Source organism: Desulfosporosinus sp. FKA (assembly GCF_002196785.1).
GTDB classification, from domain to species: Bacteria; Bacillota; Desulfitobacteriia; order Desulfitobacteriales; family Desulfitobacteriaceae; genus Desulfosporosinus; species Desulfosporosinus acididurans.
In genome coordinates, this window is sequence record NZ_NAHZ01000032.1 from 322744 (window position 1) to 341126 (window position 18383).

The window sequence follows — 18383 nt, forward strand, 5'->3', positions numbered from 1 at the left end:
TCCTTCTGGGGTCCTTAATGGCGAATGATGGCGTCGAAGCGGCATTTTTCCAAACATGCTCCGCATTTTAGGCAGCGTTCTTGATCAATGATGTGTGGTTCTTTGGGCGAGCCTGTAATACAGCCTGCCGGACAATTTTGGGCACAAAGAGTACAGCCCTTGCATTTATCGGTAATATCGTATCGAAGCAAGCTCTTGCAAACGCCCGCCGGGCACGTTTTATCAACGATATGAGCGAGGTATTCATCTCGAAAATACTCAATAGTGGATAAGATGGGGTTGGGGGCGCTTTGGCCCAGGCCGCAAAGCGAAGAATCTTTAATGGTCTTGCCTAATTTCTCAAGCTGATCCAAATCATCAAGGGTCCCTTTGCCTTCGGTGATCTTCGTAAGAATTTCGTGGAGACGTTTCGTTCCCACACGACAGGCCGTACAGCGGCCGCAAGATTCGTCAACGGTAAATTCTAAATAGAACTTGGCAATATTGACCATGCAATCACTTTCATCCATAACAATCAGCCCGCCCGATCCCATCATTGAACCAATGGCGATTAAGGATTCATAATCAATCGGAGTGTCCAAGAATTTTGTGGGGATACATCCTCCTGAGGGGCCGCCTGTTTGCGCGGCTTTGAAGGTTTTATGATGCTTAATTCCCCCGCCGATATCAAAAATAATTTGCCGCAGTGTCGTTCCCATAGGAACTTCTACCAGTCCTACATTGTTAACTTTTCCTGCCAGGGCAAAGACCTTCGTTCCTTTGCTTTTTTCTGTACCAATCCCTGCGAACCAATCCCCTCCCTTTAAAATAATTGGGGGAATATTGGCCAGAGTTTCGACATTATTGACGCAAGTCGGTTTACCCCAAAGTCCTTGTTGAGCGGGAAAGGGCGGTTTAACCGAAGGTTCGCCGCGGGTTCCTTCGATAGAATGGATTAGTGCTGTTTCCTCTCCGCAGACAAAGGCTCCTGCTCCATATTTAATTTCAATGTCAAAACAGAAATCGCTGCCTAAAATGGTTTTGCCGAGCAATCCGTATTGCTTGGCTTGTTTAATGGCGATTTCCAAGCGATGAATGGCCAGGGGATATTCAGCCCGGATGTAGATAAAACCGTGGGAGGCACCAATGGTATGTCCGGCTATCAACATAGCCTCTAAGACACTGTGCGGATCTCCCTCCAAAATTGAGCGGTCCATGAAAGCTCCCGGATCACCTTCGTCCGCATTGCAAATAATATAACGATTATTCGCCTCATTGTTGTGAGTCAGTTCCCACTTCACACCGGTGGGAAATCCTCCGCCGCCGCGGCCGCGCAGACCGCTTTGCTTGATAACGTCAATGACCGATTCCGGTGTCATGGTAAATAAGACCTTGGCTAAGGCTTGATAGCCATCGACAGCAATATATTCCAGGATATCCTCAGGTGAAATCAAGCTGCAGTTGCGCAAGGCAATACGCATTTGGCTGTGATAAAAAGGAAGGTCTGAAGCGATGCGTTCTTCAGTATTTGGATCTTGATAGAGAAGGCGTTCAAGGGGTTTTCCCTGAACGAAATGTTCTTCAACAAGCTCAGGCACATCTTTGGGAGAAACCTCAAGGTAGAGGACGTTATCGGGGTGAACTTCAAGAATGGGGCCTTTTTCGCAGAAGCCGAAACAGCCCGTTTGCAGAACATTAATTTGTTCTGCAAGGCCGCGTCGCTGAAGCTCTGCTTTAAGTTCCTCGACTATCTGAGGGCTATTCGAGGCGTGACAGCCTGTTCCGCCGCAGACCATAACCTGTCTTGGCTTTCCTTGAGCCTCTGAGACAGAAATTGGTTGGGCAGATCGTCGATTCTGAAGGAGAACCTGGTGTTGAGCTTTTAGGTTATTAAGGTCGTCTCTGGTTTTTAGTTTCATGTTGATGTTCCTTCCTTCAACGCAGGTTCTCGGTATTCATCTAAGATCTGTTTGATATCTTCCGGGTGGATAAGGCGGCCATAGACTTTACCATCGACCATCATAACAGGGGCAAGGCCGCAGGCCCCAATACAACGCAAGGAATCAAGGGAAAAATGTCCATCCTCCGTCGTTTGGCCGGTTTTAATTCCAAGCTGTTTTTCAATTTCTTGCTGCAATTTCTCAGCACCTCGAACAAAACAGGCGGTTCCCATACAAACATTAACAACATGTTTTCCCCGAGGTTTCATTGTAAAAAAAGAGTAGAAGCTTACGACCCCGTAAACCTTGGCTGAAGGAATATCAAGTTTTGCTGCGATATGACGCTGGAGTTTATCCGGCAAGTAGCCAAAAAGCTGCTGGGCATGATGCAGAATGGCAATCAAGTTTTCCTTTTTATAAGGAAGGCCGTCAATGTAGCGGTCAAGCTGTTGATAAGGATTATATGGGGAAGGGTTGTCACACATTGGGAAACCTCCTTCTATTAGTACATAAAGTTAGCATACCCATTGATAAAAAAATTACGTATTAAAAATTCGTGTTAAAGGCGTGTTAAAGGGACGGTCCTATCAACACACTTTCAAAACTGTCAGTGGCGTGAAATGAGTTGAAACGGGTTTTAACTTCGTGAGACAAGAAGTCTCTCACCTTTCAGGTGTGTCAGAGGCACCTTTCAGGTGTGTCAGAGGGACGGTCCCGTTAACACTCCTGTTAACACTCTCTGCTAATACTCTTTCAAACTGTCAGTGGCGCGAAATGAGTTGAAATGGGTTTTACCTCGTGAGGCAAGAAGTCCCCCACCTCTTTAGGTGGGGGATGAATTGCCGTTTTTCCAAAAGTGTGTCAAAAGGACCGTCCCCCTGACACATTGACCTGAAGTATTTACGAAGCTTATAATAAGCTTGGATCAATACTCTCTCGGGGTAAGGAGTGAGACTATGGATCAGGAGCAGAATTTAAAACTTGTAGAAGAAACGGAGCTTTTGTTCAGAAGAGTCTGGAAAAAATACCAGAACTTCTTGATGTTTGCTTCATGTGAGTTATCCATGCAGCAAATGATGTTCCTTAAATTATTGGAACAGAAAGGCACCTGTACTCCTTCGGATATTGCTCAGCAGTTCGAGATTACTTTGGGTGCCGTAACGAGTTTTGTGGACCGCTTGCATAAGTTGGGTCTGATTTTGCGAACTCGCAGTGAGGAAGACCGCAGAGTTGTTCTCATTCAGCTTTCTCCCCAGGGAGAAGATGCACTCTTAACCTTTGAGAGGGAACGAAAGAAAAAACTTAGTTGTTTAATGCAGAGGCTCGATCCTTTGCATCTCAACAAATTAAATACGGCTTTGGAGCAATTGAATTCCGTTTTGGCTGAATTGGAAGCCAACCCTTTTACTGAATAGGCGTCAATTAGAGAATAGTCCTGTTAGATATTTTAGAAATTGCAGATTTGGGGATAGCTAAGACGATGAAAAGGAAGAAGTAGGAGTTTTTTTTATGAGCAAAAAAAATATCGGGCCTATGGCAATATTGTTTATTATTCAATTTTTGGTTATGGTAGGGTTCGGAATCGTCGTGCCGATCCTTCCCTTTTTAGTCAGCAAACTTGGCGGAGGCGCCTTTGCCTTAGGAGTTTTCATGTCCGCATATTCAATTATGCAGTTCTTTTTTGCACCGGTCTGGGGCAAGCTCTCAGATCGAATCGGCAGGCGTCCCGTTATCCTCATAGGGCTTCTTGGCTATGGCGTAACTTTTTTAATGTTCGGCATGGTCAACAATCTTTATCTATTAATTGTCCTCAGGGCTTTGGCGGGAATCGTTTCCTCAGCAACATTACCCACAGCTATGGCGTACTTAGCAGATATTACCGAAGGAGCAGATCGTGCCAAGGGAATGGGGATGATCGGTGCGGCCATGGGGATGGGAATGATTTTCGGACCTGCTTTGGGAGGATTCCTGGGAGAATATAGTTTCTCTCTTCCTTTTTTTGTGGCAGGGGGGTTGGCGTTATTACTCCTTCCCTTTACCTGGTTTTTCTTGCCGGAATCGCTTAAGGAAATGAATAAAGGCTCAGGCCGAAAGAGAGCCAGACTTACTCCTCAGGTTCTCAAAGATCCTTTATTTTTCCTCTTCGCCTTTAATTTCACCTTGAATTTTACGATGTCCATGTTTGAGAGTACCTTTGCTTTATTAGCCGCAGCTAAAGTAGGTTTCGGCCCTACGGATATGGGGATAACCTTTGCTATTATGGGAATCTTTGCTGTGATTGTTCAGGGAGGACTTATCGGGAAATTAGTCAAAACATTTGGGGATGCTAAACTCGTCAATACAGGAGCACTCTTATGTGCCGTCGGCTTGTCGTTGATTATTATCTCGGCAGATGATAAAAGTATAGTTTTTCTGATTGCCTCGACGGTTATCTTTATGGTAGGCAATTCCTTAATGGTTCCCACTAGTTCGAGTCTTGTCTCCAAACAAAGCAATCGGGGACAAGGAGCATCTCTTGGTCTCTTTCAATCGTTTGCCAGTCTGGGAAGAATTCTCGGGCCTGTAACTGGGGGAGCTCTTTTTGCCTTGTATATGGGGCTGCCGTATATGACGGGAGCGGCCATTTTAGTGCTTGTTGTAATACTGGCGGGACGTAAAATTAGCATCAAAGTTTCTGAGCCTCTGGTACAAGATTAAAAAATAGAATAAACTAGGGAAGAAGTTTTGTGGGGGTGGGCCCTTCGTATGAACGAGTTCACGCTTTAACCCAAGATTTAAAGAGCTTAATGTAGGTGGTTTTATGGTTAAGAAAATAAATAATACCCAAAGCGCTAACCTCACCCTAGGGGGAATTACCTTAGGGTTTTTGTTGAGTTATCCTTTTCACGCTACAAGTTTTTGGGGCGGACTTATCTCCAGCGGGTGCAGTGCGGGAATGATCGGAGGACTTGCCGATTGGTTCGCAGTGACAGCTTTATTTCGGCGGCCTTTAGGAATCAGGCCTGGCAAACTGCTGCGTACAGAAATTATCCCCAGAAATCGCGAACGGATTTTCAACGCTCTGGCGGATATGGTTCAGGACGAATTACTGACTAAAGATGTCCTGAAACAAAAACTAGGGATGTGGGATTTTTCAGGGGAGTTGCTTAAGGTCTTTCAACAGGATCAGGTCAAGGAATCTGCCAAACAACTGCTTGTTGACTTGACCGAGGAACTTAAGCGCTCTTTGGACATGAACAGTCTATCTCGATCTCTGCAGGGACTATTGCAAGAGAATCTGATCAGCCAAGAAAACCTGAGTAGGTTGGAGCTTTCGGAAACCTTAATTGCCGTTCTTGAATTTTCTCTTGAACATGGTCAAATTGATCATTTATTACAGGCTTTATGTAAGGCTATGAAAGAACTGCTGCTCCAACCCGCGGTGGATAGAGCACTGACAAACATGATTGAGGCAGCCTTAATACGATATGGAGCTAATAACCCGACGCGCAAACTCGTTGGTAAGTTTTTGCCCTCACCGGCAGTTCTTGCCCAGGGTATTATAGATAAAGGGAAGACCGCTTTGCAGGACGGAACTGTTGAGCGCTGGCTGAAGGAATCGGTTCGGAAGGGCATTATAAACCTGAAGACGAACCCGGAAATGCAGGACAAGGTCAGTCAACTTTGTGCTAAAGCATTAACGGCCCTTACATACACCGACAGCGATCTGCCTGAAGAGGCTGAGTCGACCAGGGAAACAAGTTCTGATTTAGTACCCAAAGTTATCGAACGCGGCTTGAAGAAGCTGCGGGATGACTGGGATCAAAATCTGGAAGCAATAAAGCATAAGCCGGAGTTAAGGAAAGCCTTCAATCGAGAAGTTCGAAGCTTCCTGGAAAGACAAATTGAAGATCATCATGATATTATCGGACGAACGGTCCGCGAAGGACTTTATCCCTTAACGAATGATAAGCTGGTCACACTGATCGAAGAGAAGGCGGGCAATGATTTGCAGATGATACGGATTAACGGATCTCTTGTGGGCGGCCTGGTTGGGATGCTGATTTATGTATTGGGGATGGTGTTCCGATGAATTATCATAAGAAAGCCAACATCACACTTGCCCTTGTCTTTATTGGCTTTTTAGGGTCTGTTTTCTTAAAATACACTTACCTACAAAGCGTAGGCTGGCAGCTTCTTAATTTCATCCTTGAAGCAGCCTTGGTGGGTGGGATCGCCGATTGGTTTGCGGTCACGGCCATTTTTAAAAAGCCGCTGGGCTGGGGGTATCATACAGAGCTCATTCCGCGTAACCGCGTGAAACTCATTGAAGCTGTGGCGGGGATGGTCCAAACAGAACTCTTGCACATGGACATAATTCGCCGAAAAATCTCTGAAATCCCCTACCTCGATGCACTTATTCAGTTTGTGGAAAAGCAGGGAGGGGCAGCCTATTTAACGGACAAAGCCGTTTTTTTCCTGCGGCACACGGCGGAAAAACAGGACCCAGCTGTCCTGGCAGAGAAATTAACCGGGTTTCTCCAGCAGAAAGCACAGACTTGGCCCTTAGCTCCGAAGGTTGAGAAGTTAAGCCGCTGGGCCTTAACTAAAGGCTATCTTGATCAAGGTTTGGATCGCTTCGTGGAACTGCTTTGGGAAAAGGCCTCAGAAGGAGAGACTCGTCAGCTTATTCTTAATTATTTGGAGACCATTAAAGCCGAGAAACTAGGCAATGGCGGGACAATTTTTCGAACCCTCTTGGGTTTTGTAGAAATGTCTGACGGATTAAATATGGAAGAAGCAGCAGATGCCCTGCATATCGAACTACTGCTTAACCTGCGTAAGTTTAATGACCCAGCAGATCCCCTGCGCCAAGCCCTAAGAGAAAGTCTCGTCAACAATCTGGAATCCTTAACAGCAGACACAGACTTCCAAGCACAAGTCGAATCCTGGAAAAAAGGCCTATTGCAAGAGAACTTTTTCCAGGAACTTCTCACCAAAATCCTGAGTATTTTCCTGAACACAGCTTCCTCCGCCGAATCGGAAGTCCTAAACAACGTAATCGCCCCCTATATCCAACAGGGCTGGGACGACTTTCTGAACAATAAACACCTTCAAGAACGCCTTAATTCCATAGTCATAGATATCTTGTGCCAGGTTATCCAAAATGAACATCACGAAATTGGCATGATCGTCAGGGAAACCCTCACAAGCTACTCAAATGAAGATTTGAATCAATTTGTCGAAGAAAAAGCCGGAAACGATCTTCAATGGATTCGTATCAATGGCTCAATGATCGGCAGCCTTGTAGGTATGTTCTTGTTTTTCTTCTTAAATTACATCTATGATCCTTATATCGGACCCTTTATTGTGCATGTAGCTCAGCTCATTCATTAAAAGCCCTGCATAATACTTCGCGCTTGATCTTTTCGGAATATGGATTTTCGCAGCCAATTATTCGCAAGGGCCGTTGCATGCATGTCTATCTGTTTTTATAAATAGAATTCTGCATATATGGAGGATTTAAACCACTATTTATGCATAATTTTGTATAATACAATGTGTTTATGCATTTTGCATCAGTCCCTTGTTTGGATTGTAAGGGAAATTGTACGCTGATCTTCGAACTTCTCAAGCTCGCTTTCAATACCTTCTCATTAGCCACTCTGATAAATAGACCTCAGAGGAAGGGATCTTCGACCACATGAGGGAACTCATTGCATGGAGAGGCGGTTTGGCCCACAAAGGTTGCGTGGGAAGCGAAGCCAGTGGTTCACATCAGGTATTACCCTGTGGTTCTGGTGTAGCTCCCGCGCAACCGAGTGGGCGAGCCTTGGAATGCTGAGTGAGCGGTGTGGGCGAAGCTCCCCGACCCGAAGGACCTATTTTTAAACTTCCAAAGGTGCCAAATTAGCGTGATGTACTATGGAGCCATCAGGTATACAAAATTCATACCCACCAGGGGATTGCCAAACGACCATTTAACGTGCTAGAATACCAAACATAAGGTGTGCACAACCTAGACCCAATATTAAGAAAACCGAAACAAAGCAATGGCGCTTTGAGTTAACTCTTTAATCGGAGTAAACTCAAAGCGCCATTTTATTTTCTAACGAGGGGGAATAACAAAATGGATACAGGAGATACAGCGTTCGTCTTAGTGTCAACAGCACTTGTCCTTTTAATGACGCCCGGATTAGCATTCTTTTACGGAGGCATGGTCCGCAAAAAGAACGTCCTTAGTACGATCATGCATAGTTGGATTATTATAGGACTTATATCATTACAGTGGATTTTAATAGGCTATACCTTAGCCTTTGGACCGGATTTTCATGGTATTATCGGCAGTTTAAATTGGTTAGGTTTAAACGGAGTAGGGGCAGCTCCTAATCCGGATTACGCGGCCACGATTCCCGCCATTGTTTTTATGGCTTTCCAAATGATGTTTGCTGTGATTACTCCAGCCCTCATTAGCGGTTCCTTTGCAGAGCGAATGCGCTTCCCGGCCTTTATTATCTTTTCACTTCTCTGGGCTACTCTAATTTATGATCCGCTTGCCCATTGGGTTTGGGGAGTGGGCGGTTTCTTAAGAACACTCGGGGCATTAGATTTTGCAGGCGGAAACGTGGTTCATATCAGTTCCGGATACTCAGGCCTAATCGTGGCTTTAGTATTGGGAAAACGTAAAGGTTTAGGTAAAGACTCCATGGCGCCTCACCACATCCCCTTTACCGTCTTGGGAGCAGGACTCTTGTGGTTTGGCTGGTTCGGTTTTAACGCCGGGAGTGCTTTGGGGGCTAACGGCCTCGCCGGTATGGCCTTGGTGAATACCAATACGGCTGCCGCCGCAGCTGCCATCGCCTGGGCTGTAGTAGAACGTTATCATCGCGGAAAATCAACAGTTCTCGGCGCAGCCAGCGGAGCCGTGGCAGGTTTGGTTGCCATTACACCGGGAGCCGGATTTGTAACGCCTCTTTCGTCAATTCTCATCGGTTTTATCGGCGGAATTATTTGTTATCTGACCATTAGTGTAATGAAGGCAAAATTCGGATATGATGATGCTTTAGATGCTTTTGGCTGCCATGGAATTGGCGGAACCTGGGGAGCTTTGGCTACTGGTATTTTTGCGACCAAGACGATTAACCCTGCCGGTGCCAATGGACTATTGTACGGAAACCCTTCACAATTGGTAATTCAGGCTCTGAGTGTTTTAGCGACGGTAGCCTTTGCTGTTATTGGTACTTGGATACTTTTGAAAATTGTCGGCCTGTTTACGAAATTGCGAGTAAGTGACGATCAAGAAACGATTGGCTTGGATCTGTCGCTTCATGGTGAAGAGGCTTATCCGGACTTTATCTGATCTCAGCATAGTTAATGTTAATATTTTGAACGAGCAGGGGGGAATCTTGATGAAGAAGATAGAGGCTATCATTCGGCCTGGAAAGCTGGACGTTGTTAAAGATGCCTTAAGCAATCATGGGGTTAATGGTTTGACAGTGACGCAGGTTATTGGCTGCGGCAAACAAAAGGGGCATACCCAGGTCTATCGGGGAGTTGAGTATAATATTCATCTTATCCCCAAAGTAAAAATTGAGATTGTAGTTAAAGATCAAGATGTTGATGCGATAATTCAGACGATTGTGCAGGAGGCAAGGACAGGGGAAATTGGAGATGGGAAGATCTTCGTCACATCTGTGGAGAATGCCTTTACCATCAGAACGGGAAATGTCGGAGAAAACGCTCTATAACCCACATGTTTGTTATCTTTAGCTGAACAAGTTCACTGCAAAAATGTTGAGGTTGGGATTTGATGAAATGAAGTCAGATCCCAACCTTTTCGCTTGTCCTCCAGTAAGCTGCAATTAGTGGGCAGGACAATATATCCTTAAGACTAGTAGGCAGGTATAATAGATCATTAAGGCGCAAGCTTTGATACACAGGCATTAAAAAATAAGTGATAAAAACCAAAATACTGTAAATTTTATATTTGACTCAATTTTACAAATGAAGGTTACAGCTACTATATACAGTTGCTTTTTTAAAGTCCACCATCTATATATGGTATTGAGAAACATTATGAAATTGGTCCGTTTTTTAAGACCCCACTTCTACAAGTGGAGGTGGGTCCTTCGTTAACTTCAGGTGGGGTAGAGTCCTCCTTCGCTGCTAAGTATTCCTATTGGGAAAGGCGTCTCAGCAAAATGTCCACTGGACATTATTGTATCTGAGGCCCCGATGTTCAGCTTTAGCTGAACGAGTTCACTATGGTACATTGAAGATTAGACTTTTTGATATTATGAAATTGATTCTACAATAGAATATAAAATGCAATTAAAGAAAGGATTATTAAAAAATTTAGAGAACTTTTTAATCATGTTCTAATATAAGCGCCTAAGGCAGCAGGAGAATGAATAAGTGCACAAAACTATAGACTTAAGAGCAAAAATTTTATTATCAATTGGCATAATTACCTTACTGTCCTTTGTGTTTATCACTTATAGCCTATCGACGGAATCGAGTGAAATGGCCAAGGTTTCGGCTTATCAATCGGCCGAAGAAAGCGCTGAAAAAAATGGCACCTATGTAAAGGCTAACCTGGATTTTGCTATGGACACGGCGAGAACACTGTCCTATACATTTCAACAAGTGCGGCTTACTCACCATCCTGACCGGGTAGTAATGGGCAAGATTCTTGCTAAAGTCCTGCAAGATAACCCTCAGTTTACTGCAGTCTGGACCCTCTGGGAACCGAATGCTCTTGACGGCAAGGATGCAGACTATAAGAACAAACCAGGTTATGACGGCACAGGTCGTTTTATACCTTATTATAGTAATCGAAATGGCAAGATTCATTTAGAACCCCTCGTGAATTATGGAACCCCCGGTGCAGGAGATTATTACTTAATTCCCAAGAGAACAAATAAGGAAACAGTGATTGAACCTTGTTGTTATCCGATTATGGGTAAAAACGTCATGATAACCAGGGTGGTTGTGCCAATTATGATCGAAGGAACCTTTGATGGAGTTGTTGGAATTGACATTTCCTCTGAAACCTTTCAGAAGGCGATAACTTCTGCCGGCCCCCTGGAAAAAGGATATATAAGCCTTTTGTCCAATGATGGCAGGTTCGTGGCGAGCAGTAATACCTCTAAAATAGGCGCGTCCGTCGATGACAGCAGCGCAAAAGAGGCGATTAAACAAGGAAAACGTTTTAGTACAACGAATAATGATTCATATGAAATTTATAAACCGATAACGATTGGCAGAACGACAACGCCTTGGTCTATGTCAGTTCATGTTCCTATGGGTTTGATTCTCGAGGAAGCCACTAAGAAACGCAGAGAGATTGTTGTTCATGGGATCATTTGGACCGCAATTATTAGTTTAATACTCTTTTTTGTTGAGAGCAGGATAACCAATCAACACCTGAAGAAGGAGATCAAGGAGCGGCAAGCGTTTCAGGAGCGTATTTTACGCTTAGCGTCTATTGTCGAGTCTACGGATGAAGGAATTATCGGTTTGAGTTTGGAAGGGATCATCTTGGATTGGAACCGAGGGGCAGAAAGAATATACGGCTATACTAAACAGGAAATTATCGGCAAAACGATCAAAGGCTTAATTCCTCAAGACAGAATGCAGGAACTTGGAGATATTATTTGGAACGTTTCTCACGGGATTTCAGTAACCAACAGCGAGACCCAGCGTATAAAAAAAGACGGACAACCGATTTATGTCTACCTGACCGTTTCCCCTATTAAGAATCAAAGGGGAGAGATTATAGGCATGTCGACAATCGTTCGTGACATAACAACCCAAAAAATATTGGAAAAAGAAATGACAAGAATGGAACATATGAATTTGATCGGGGAAATGGCTGCGAGCATTGGCCATGAGGTTAGGAATCCCATGACAACGGTTAGAGGGTTTTTGCAGCTCCTTGAAGCCAATCCAACGTCTGAGCATTATAGAAATTACATCCCCCTTATGATTAGTGAGCTTGATCGTGCCAACTCGATTATCACAGAGTTTTTATCCATCAGTCGAACGAAGGCCACCGAGTTTGCCCGGGGAAACCTCAACGATATTTTAGAATCCATTAGGCCTCTTCTGGAAGTGGATGCAATACGCGAGGACAAATTGGTCGTCTTGGAAAAAGAAGAGGTACCGGATTTGTTATTAAACGATAAAGAGATCCGGCAATTGATTATTAATCTGTCCCGCAATGGTTTGGAAGCCATGAAAGAAGGCGGTCAGCTGTTTCTTTCAACCTTCTTGCAGGACGATGAGAAGGCGGTCATCTTATCGATCCGCGATGAGGGAACAGGTATTAGCCCTGAAATTATCGACCGCTTAGGCACTCCTTTCTTAACAACAAAAGAACAAGGAACTGGTTTAGGCCTGGCAGTTTGTTATGGCATTGCAGCCCGTCATGATGCCAGTATTGACGTCGTGACAAATTCGCAGGGAACAACATTTTTAGTAAAGTTTAAGCTTAAATCATTTGACCTTAACTGACCTTTGTTATAAAATAAATGTAATCGGCCAGAATATATTAGGTTAAATACTGCTAATTAATATTGTGAATAGGGGGAATTATAAATGGGTTATCTCGTTCCAATGGTTGTGGAGCAAACCAATCGCGGAGAGCGCTCCTATGATATCTACTCTCGTCTTCTTAAAGACAGAATCATTTTTCTTGGCGGCGCAATCGACGACGATGTAGCTAATCTTGTTGTGGCGCAAATGCTTTTCCTTGAAGCAGAAGATCCTGAAAAGGATATCAACTTATACATCAACAGTCCGGGCGGTTCAATTACAGCCGGAATGGCTATTTACGATACCATGCAATACATTCGTCCTGACGTACGCACCATCTGCATCGGGATGGCTGCCAGTATGGGAGCTTTTCTGTTAGCTGCCGGAACGAAAGGAAAACGCGCTGTTCTTCCTAATGCCGAAGTGTTAATCCATCAGCCCTTAATCGGCGGACATGGCCTTTCCGGGCAAGCTACGGAAATTGAAATCCATGCCAAACAATTACTGCGTACTAAGGCAAAAATGAACAAAATTTTGGCTGAAAGAACAGGCCAACCATTGGAAAAAGTTGAAAAAGACACGGATCGGGATTATTATATGACGGCTGAAGAAGCAAAAGAGTATGGTATAGTCGATCAAGTAGTCGAGAAGGCCGAATTGAAGAAAGAAACAAAAGAAAATAGTTAAGAGATAACTAAAGATTTTCAGTGGCCCCGCTTGCAGAAGTGGGGGTCTTAAAAACTGCAATAAAATTAAAGGCTGAAACAAAATCGATGTCCCGATTTGTTCCAGCCTTTTCTGCTATTAGTCCGCAAATTCCAAACGTTAATTAAATTATAATTTTGTCTAAATAATCATGCAGAAACTCAAAGCCTAGGCCGGCTAAGAACCATTCAGGGGCCATTTTTAAGGTGATAAGTCCGTTAATGTTTAAAGGATCAGAATAGTGCCAGGGGCAGTGCCCAAGAATGACTGCCAGCATTAAACCGCTGGTATACTCAACAAGCCAAATAAGCGTTAAATAAAAGGTACAGCGTATCCACCAAGGGATAGTATGGATTTTGCTGTGCAGAGGCTCGAGAAATACAGCAAGCCCATAGATTGGGAACATTACCAAAAAGGTAAATCCCTGCATACTGTAATCGCCTTTTAGCAGAGAGGCGGTCCCCGTATAGATGACCTCAAGAACGAGGCCGACTATTCCGTAGATTAGAAAATGTTTTAATGTTTTCATGGGGTTAGTATGGTTGATCAGAAGTGGCCCATACATAGTATTAATAAGTATCTATTGGCAGATGTGGCTTGTGATTCCTTGGCTTCCTTATTATACTAAAATAATAGGTATATGGAAGGAACTTTTTGGCTTATTGGCGAATGTGTAAGAGAGTTCTATTATATACATAATGGACAAATAAGTGTTATGAAAAAGGAGAGTCAACTATGCGCAAAATTCGCAAAGCCGTAATACCGGCAGCAGGACTGGGTACTCGATTTTTACCGGCAACGAAGGCCCAACCGAAAGAGATGTTGCCTATTGTCGATAAACCAACAATTCAATATATTGTGGAAGAAGCCATTAATTCCGGGATAGAAGATATTATTATCGTAACCGGCCGCAATAAACGGGCTATTGAAGACCACTTTGACCGCTCCATGGAACTAGAAACGTATCTGGAGAAAAACTCCAAGGGAGAACTGCTGGATTTGGTTCAAGATATCGCAAGGTTAGCGGATATCTATTACGTTCGCCAGAAAGAAGCTTTGGGCTTAGGCCATGCAATCTATAGCGCGCGTAAATTTATTGGTCAGGAACCCTTTGCCGTTTTGTTGGGTGACGATATTATCAATTCTGAAGTACCTGCCTTGCGGCAAATGATGAACCAATATGAGCGTTATGGTGCCAGTATGGTCGGAGTTCAGGAAGTATCTTTGGATGATATTTCCAAATACGGAATTGTTGATGGTGAAAAGTTTGCTGAGCGCTTATACCGGGCTAAGAATCTGGTTGAAAAACCGCAGCCGGAAGACGCCCCTCTGACTCATCTGGCCATTATGGGACGCTATATTTTAAATCCGGAGATATTTGATCTGTTAGAAGCCCTGCCGCCGGGCAAAGGCGGGGAGATACAGCTTACAGATGGTATTAAGGAACTAGGGCGCTATCAGGAAGTTATGGCTTATGAATTTGACGGCCGCCGGCATGATGTGGGTGATAAGCTGGGGTTTGTCGAGGCCACTATTGAATATGCCTTGCGCCGGGAGGATCTTGCCGAAGAACTAATGAGTTATTTGCAAAATCTCGTACGAAATATTGGTAGCAATGAATAGGAATCAACAAATTATTATGATAAATGCTGAGTCATTTTCGCGAAAAAGTATTACTCTAAAGCGTCTGTTGGCAAATCGATACTTCTAGAGACGGAAAATAGGTCGTGTCACACAGCAAAAGTGACAAGCTTCTCTCCCAATAATTGGTAAAATACTCACGTACCAAGAAAAAAGAAATAAGGAGGGAAGAGACCAATGAGGCCAATGGATAAGAAGCGGATAGCGACTGTTGCGGGAACGCTGGTTCTGGCAGGCGCTGTTGTTGCCGCCGGGGTTTATGGACCCAGTGTGTGGAAAGTATTTCGGCAACAAAGCACGGTATCAGACCAAGCAGTTATTCAGAATCCAGTAGTTGACAACACCAATACACCTGGCAACAATGCGGCCGCCAGTGGCACAGGCACAGGCACAGGGACGGGAACCGGGCCCGGAACTGGATCTGGATCTGGGACTGGTGCGTCGTTGCCTGACGGTGGGGCAGCACCCGGAAAAGCTACGCCAACCGTAATTGCTCCCAGTGCGATTAACACGCCTGCTCAAGGTGACACAGGTTCCAAAAATAAATATAAGGAACCGGATACGACCAAAATCGACGTGGCGCCATCGGTTGCAGCTTACTTCGGAGACAACGCATTAAGCAATGATGCCAAAACGTTAGCCTTTGGCACTGCGTGGAACATCCATCAATATGTGGATGGCTATCTGTATGGACCGGCAGCAGGTCCTCAAATGAACGAACAGGATATCAAAAAGTACATCATCTTCCACAAGACTCTTTGGGACAAGCAGCTTAAAAATGAGCCCAATGCAAGCAAAGCAGCAGCGTTTACGAACTATTTCGACCTTCTGCTAAATACGGGGATCGATGCCTTTGATTCGAAAGATAAGGCTCGAATTGAGCAATTCCATCAGGGGATTCATGACTTAGATAGTCATATCTTTCGCAATGATACAAATTCTAAAATCTATGGGGCAACGCCGTTTGCAACTAAACGGACCTAATTCAAGGCTTTGTTAAGCAGTAATAACAGAAGGGGCATGCAGCTTAGTCGGAGCAAGTAAACTGGCAAGGAATGCGCAGAATTATTTCCATGGTGCAAACGGCAATAGGTATCACGCATAGATTATTTTTCAAAAGACATAAGGGTTAAGCATGTTGAGATGACACATGGAAAACCTGATTTTAAAATAGAATTTCGCTGTCTAAAGGGATGATCTTAGACGAAATTTGACTTGCTGTTAAACAACTGAATAAACAACTTGATTCAGTAGACTGTGACCTTGTTTGACAAGGTTGAAAACTAATTAAGTTGTTGCAAGAAAAACTACCCATAGCAATTGAATAAATCGCAAGGCCTGCCCGAATGGACAGGCCTTGCGATTTATTTCTTAAATTAAGGCCTAAATGTCTAAAAATCTTTTTCACTGGTCATGATAGTAGTAAAAATCCAGTTGAAGGAGATTTTGGTCTTTATGCGTAAAATGAATTACCTAATAGGCGGGTTGACGCTAGGTTTGGGGGTTTTGACAGGGATAATAGGAATGTCATTAGTTGCAAATTCCAGTTCAGCTGCCTCCTTTATTAACAAGCTGCGGGGGCAGGAAAATGTCCATACCGTTTCGGTCCCAGTTGCTGATTCAGGTCAAGTCCCGCAAACGGGCAATACAGAAACGGATACCTCCGTAAATAACCCGACTTCGGATCAAACATCGGGAAACTCTTCCACTCCAGGTCAGAGCGACTCAAGTTTAAGTGCTGATACAGCAGCTCAAAATGGCGGCAGCCAAGGACAGACCAAAGGGACCTCCGTCCCCGCGGCTTTAAAGAATCAAATCATTGCCGATTATAAACAAGATATCGGGACGTTTTTTGATGCTTGGAAGTCGGTGGATATTGACACCTTCCGCTTAAAGCTTGCCAAGGCCTATTCCGGAGAGATATATGAAAAACATGCACGGCGCGCCGAAGAATTCCTAGTTCAGGGCATAGGTTTGGACGTTACCTCCGTTAACTTTGATCGGGTCGATGTAGAAAGTGCCGATGATAATACAGCAACTCTGCGAGTAGATTACCGTTACACCGCCAGGGATTACAATATCACTGAGAGCGTTCCTGTCGGGGAAGAGCATGAACAAAATGTACATGTTCGCGTGAACCTGATGAAATTGAATTCTCATTGGCTGATTACCGGTGAGAGCTCCATCAGTAATTAAAAGATCCAAGATGCTCCGCTTCCAACGGCTAGATTTACTCACAAATCTGCTGGTGCTAAGCGGAGCATTTTTTTGAGGAAAGAACAGACAACTTTGCCATAAACAGTTAATGTGTTATTCGGCTTTAGCTGAATGAGTTCACGGCCAAACTTTCTTAGCGTGCAGAAACGGCTGGTCTATGATAAACTATCCTGAGTTCAATTAATTAATAAAAGAACAAGGGAGGCCGAAGGGAAAGGTGGGAACCGACTTAGCCCAGGAAACGAAACACCTTGAATGGGCCGATATTTTAAAAGGCCTGGGAATTTTGACCGTTGTCTGGGGACACGCAGGAAGCAAAGTTTCCTTCTATATGTTTTGGTTTCATATGCCCTTGTTTTTTTGGATCAGCGGCTATTTGTACAGCTTTAAACCTATGTCCAAAGGTACTCAGTATGTTCAGCGCAAAGTAAAGCACCTTATAGTCCCCTATGTGTTTTATCTCGTTCTTTTGACTCTGCCGGTTCTTGTCTTCAATGGTTACAAAGGTTATTCGGCGCTGGAATTTTGGCATCAGAATTGGGAAGCCCTTTTATTGGGAGGCAGTCTTTTAGGAGGAGTATATGCTACCTTTTGGTTTCCAACTGTTTTGCTTTTTGTTCAGGTCGTTTATGATGTTCTCTGTCGTAAGCTTTCTTCTCCTTTGGTGAGAGGGCTGATAATTGCAGGGTGCTTCTTGCTGGCTTATGGTGAATCACGCTATCTGCCCAACACCTTTGTGCCTTGGAATTTAGATGTCGGCCTCTATGCCATTGTGTTTTATGCTCTCGGACATTTCATGAGACGAAGAAAGCTTCTGGAAGACCTGAAAATACGGCGCATGGCTTTCGGGATTGCATGGATCATAGTTTTAGGCTTTATTTATTTATATGCTCACCATTTCCTGGACTATGGCTTGGATATGAAACACCGTCAATACTATTATTTCGGAACAAACCTTCTGCTTCCGGCAGCGTTTATCGTGCTTTTCGTTCAACTGAGCATGTTTCTTGAACACATTCAGGGGCTGAAACAGGGATTACGCTATATTGGGGAAGCATCCATGGTGATTATGTATTTGCATCCCGGTGCAGCTGCTTTTGCTCGCCGGTTCCTAGCCGTCACTCCTCTGCGTTTTTTTGTTATCGGGATGATTGTCCCTCTTCTCTTTTATCAGGTTATACAGCATGTCCCTTACGGACGCTATTTTGCTCTGGGTGAGACTCGCCAAAAGGATAACCGAAACCAGACCGATTTTTGTAATCTTTCCAACAAATCAGTATAATTATAATAGATAACTCGGGAATCACTCCTGCTTGTAGAAGTGGGCAAGTGCATATAGCGGTCTGTCTCATCGAAAACAGATAAACGAGTCATTATACTAAAGAG

15 protein-coding genes are annotated in these 18383 nt (G+C 44.1%); 12 read left to right on the forward strand and 3 right to left on the reverse strand.

Annotation, left to right across the window (positions count from 1 at the left end; all coding sequences use genetic code 11):
* Positions 1-14: 14 nt before the first annotated feature.
* Positions 15-1898 (reverse strand): NADH-quinone oxidoreductase subunit NuoF, encoded by a 1884-nt coding sequence (locus tag B5771_RS18470; RefSeq protein ID WP_088188837.1) that lies wholly within the window; start codon positions 1896-1898, stop codon positions 15-17.
* Positions 1895-2404: an NADH-quinone oxidoreductase subunit NuoE gene (gene nuoE / locus B5771_RS18475; protein WP_088188838.1), complete on the reverse strand. Its 510-nt coding sequence runs from the start codon at positions 2402-2404 to the stop codon at positions 1895-1897. Before nuoE ends, B5771_RS18470 begins: the two co-directional genes overlap by 4 nt.
* 471 nt (positions 2405-2875) lie before the next feature.
* On the opposite strand from nuoE, the gene B5771_RS18480 reads away from it, so the two are divergent.
* The 8 genes from B5771_RS18480 to clpP all read left to right on the forward strand — a co-directional run bounded on the left by B5771_RS18480 (position 2876) and on the right by clpP (position 13121).
* Complete coding sequence (locus B5771_RS18480; RefSeq protein ID WP_088188839.1) at positions 2876-3334, forward strand: MarR family transcriptional regulator; 459 nt, start codon at positions 2876-2878, stop codon at positions 3332-3334.
* 94 nt (positions 3335-3428) lie between these two features.
* Positions 3429-4616: an MFS transporter gene (locus tag B5771_RS18485; protein WP_088188840.1), complete on the forward strand. Its 1188-nt coding sequence runs from the start codon at positions 3429-3431 to the stop codon at positions 4614-4616.
* Between the two features lie 103 nt (positions 4617-4719).
* Positions 4720-5991 carry a DUF445 domain-containing protein gene (locus B5771_RS18490; protein WP_088188841.1) on the forward strand — a complete coding sequence of 424 codons (1272 nt, stop codon included), beginning with the start codon at positions 4720-4722 and terminating at the stop codon, positions 5989-5991.
* Positions 5988-7295, forward strand: coding sequence for a DUF445 domain-containing protein (locus B5771_RS18495; protein WP_088188842.1), 1308 nt, complete (start codon positions 5988-5990; stop codon positions 7293-7295). Before B5771_RS18490 ends, B5771_RS18495 begins: the two co-directional genes overlap by 4 nt.
* A gap of 733 nt (positions 7296-8028) precedes the next feature.
* On the forward strand, positions 8029-9258 hold the full coding sequence (locus tag B5771_RS18500) for an ammonium transporter (protein ID WP_088188843.1): 1230 nt from the start codon (positions 8029-8031) through the stop codon (positions 9256-9258).
* A gap of 49 nt (positions 9259-9307) precedes the next feature.
* Positions 9308-9646, forward strand: a complete 339-nt coding sequence (locus B5771_RS18505; RefSeq protein WP_088188844.1) for a P-II family nitrogen regulator — start codon at positions 9308-9310, stop codon at positions 9644-9646.
* Positions 9647-10313: 667 nt separating this feature from the next.
* Positions 10314-12413: a PAS domain S-box protein gene (locus tag B5771_RS18510; RefSeq protein WP_242966882.1), complete on the forward strand. Its 2100-nt coding sequence runs from the start codon at positions 10314-10316 to the stop codon at positions 12411-12413.
* Positions 12414-12497: 84 nt separating this feature from the next.
* Entirely contained in the window at positions 12498-13121 is a 624-nt protein-coding gene (gene clpP, locus B5771_RS18515; protein ID WP_088188845.1) for an ATP-dependent Clp endopeptidase proteolytic subunit ClpP, read from the forward strand.
* Positions 13122-13263: 142 nt separating this feature from the next.
* Here the strand turns inward: clpP and B5771_RS18520 are convergent, their stop codons facing one another.
* Positions 13264-13704 carry a hypothetical protein gene (locus B5771_RS18520; RefSeq protein WP_348982961.1) on the reverse strand — a complete coding sequence of 147 codons (441 nt, stop codon included), beginning with the start codon at positions 13702-13704 and terminating at the stop codon, positions 13264-13266.
* A 170-nt stretch (positions 13705-13874) separates the two neighbouring features.
* Here B5771_RS18520 and galU point away from each other — a divergent pair, with 170 nt between their 5' ends.
* The 4 genes from galU to B5771_RS18540 all read left to right on the forward strand — a co-directional run bounded on the left by galU (position 13875) and on the right by B5771_RS18540 (position 18279).
* Positions 13875-14762, forward strand: coding sequence for a UTP--glucose-1-phosphate uridylyltransferase GalU (gene galU / locus B5771_RS18525; protein WP_088188847.1), 888 nt, complete (start codon positions 13875-13877; stop codon positions 14760-14762).
* Between the two features lie 195 nt (positions 14763-14957).
* Positions 14958-15764: a hypothetical protein gene (locus tag B5771_RS18530; RefSeq protein ID WP_088188848.1), complete on the forward strand. Its 807-nt coding sequence runs from the start codon at positions 14958-14960 to the stop codon at positions 15762-15764.
* A gap of 471 nt (positions 15765-16235) precedes the next feature.
* Positions 16236-16976 (forward strand): hypothetical protein, encoded by a 741-nt coding sequence (locus B5771_RS18535; protein ID WP_088188849.1) that lies wholly within the window; start codon positions 16236-16238, stop codon positions 16974-16976.
* 238 nt (positions 16977-17214) lie between these two features.
* On the forward strand, positions 17215-18279 hold the full coding sequence (locus B5771_RS18540; protein WP_088188850.1) for an acyltransferase family protein: 1065 nt from the start codon (positions 17215-17217) through the stop codon (positions 18277-18279).
* Positions 18280-18383: the final 104 nt, after the last annotated feature.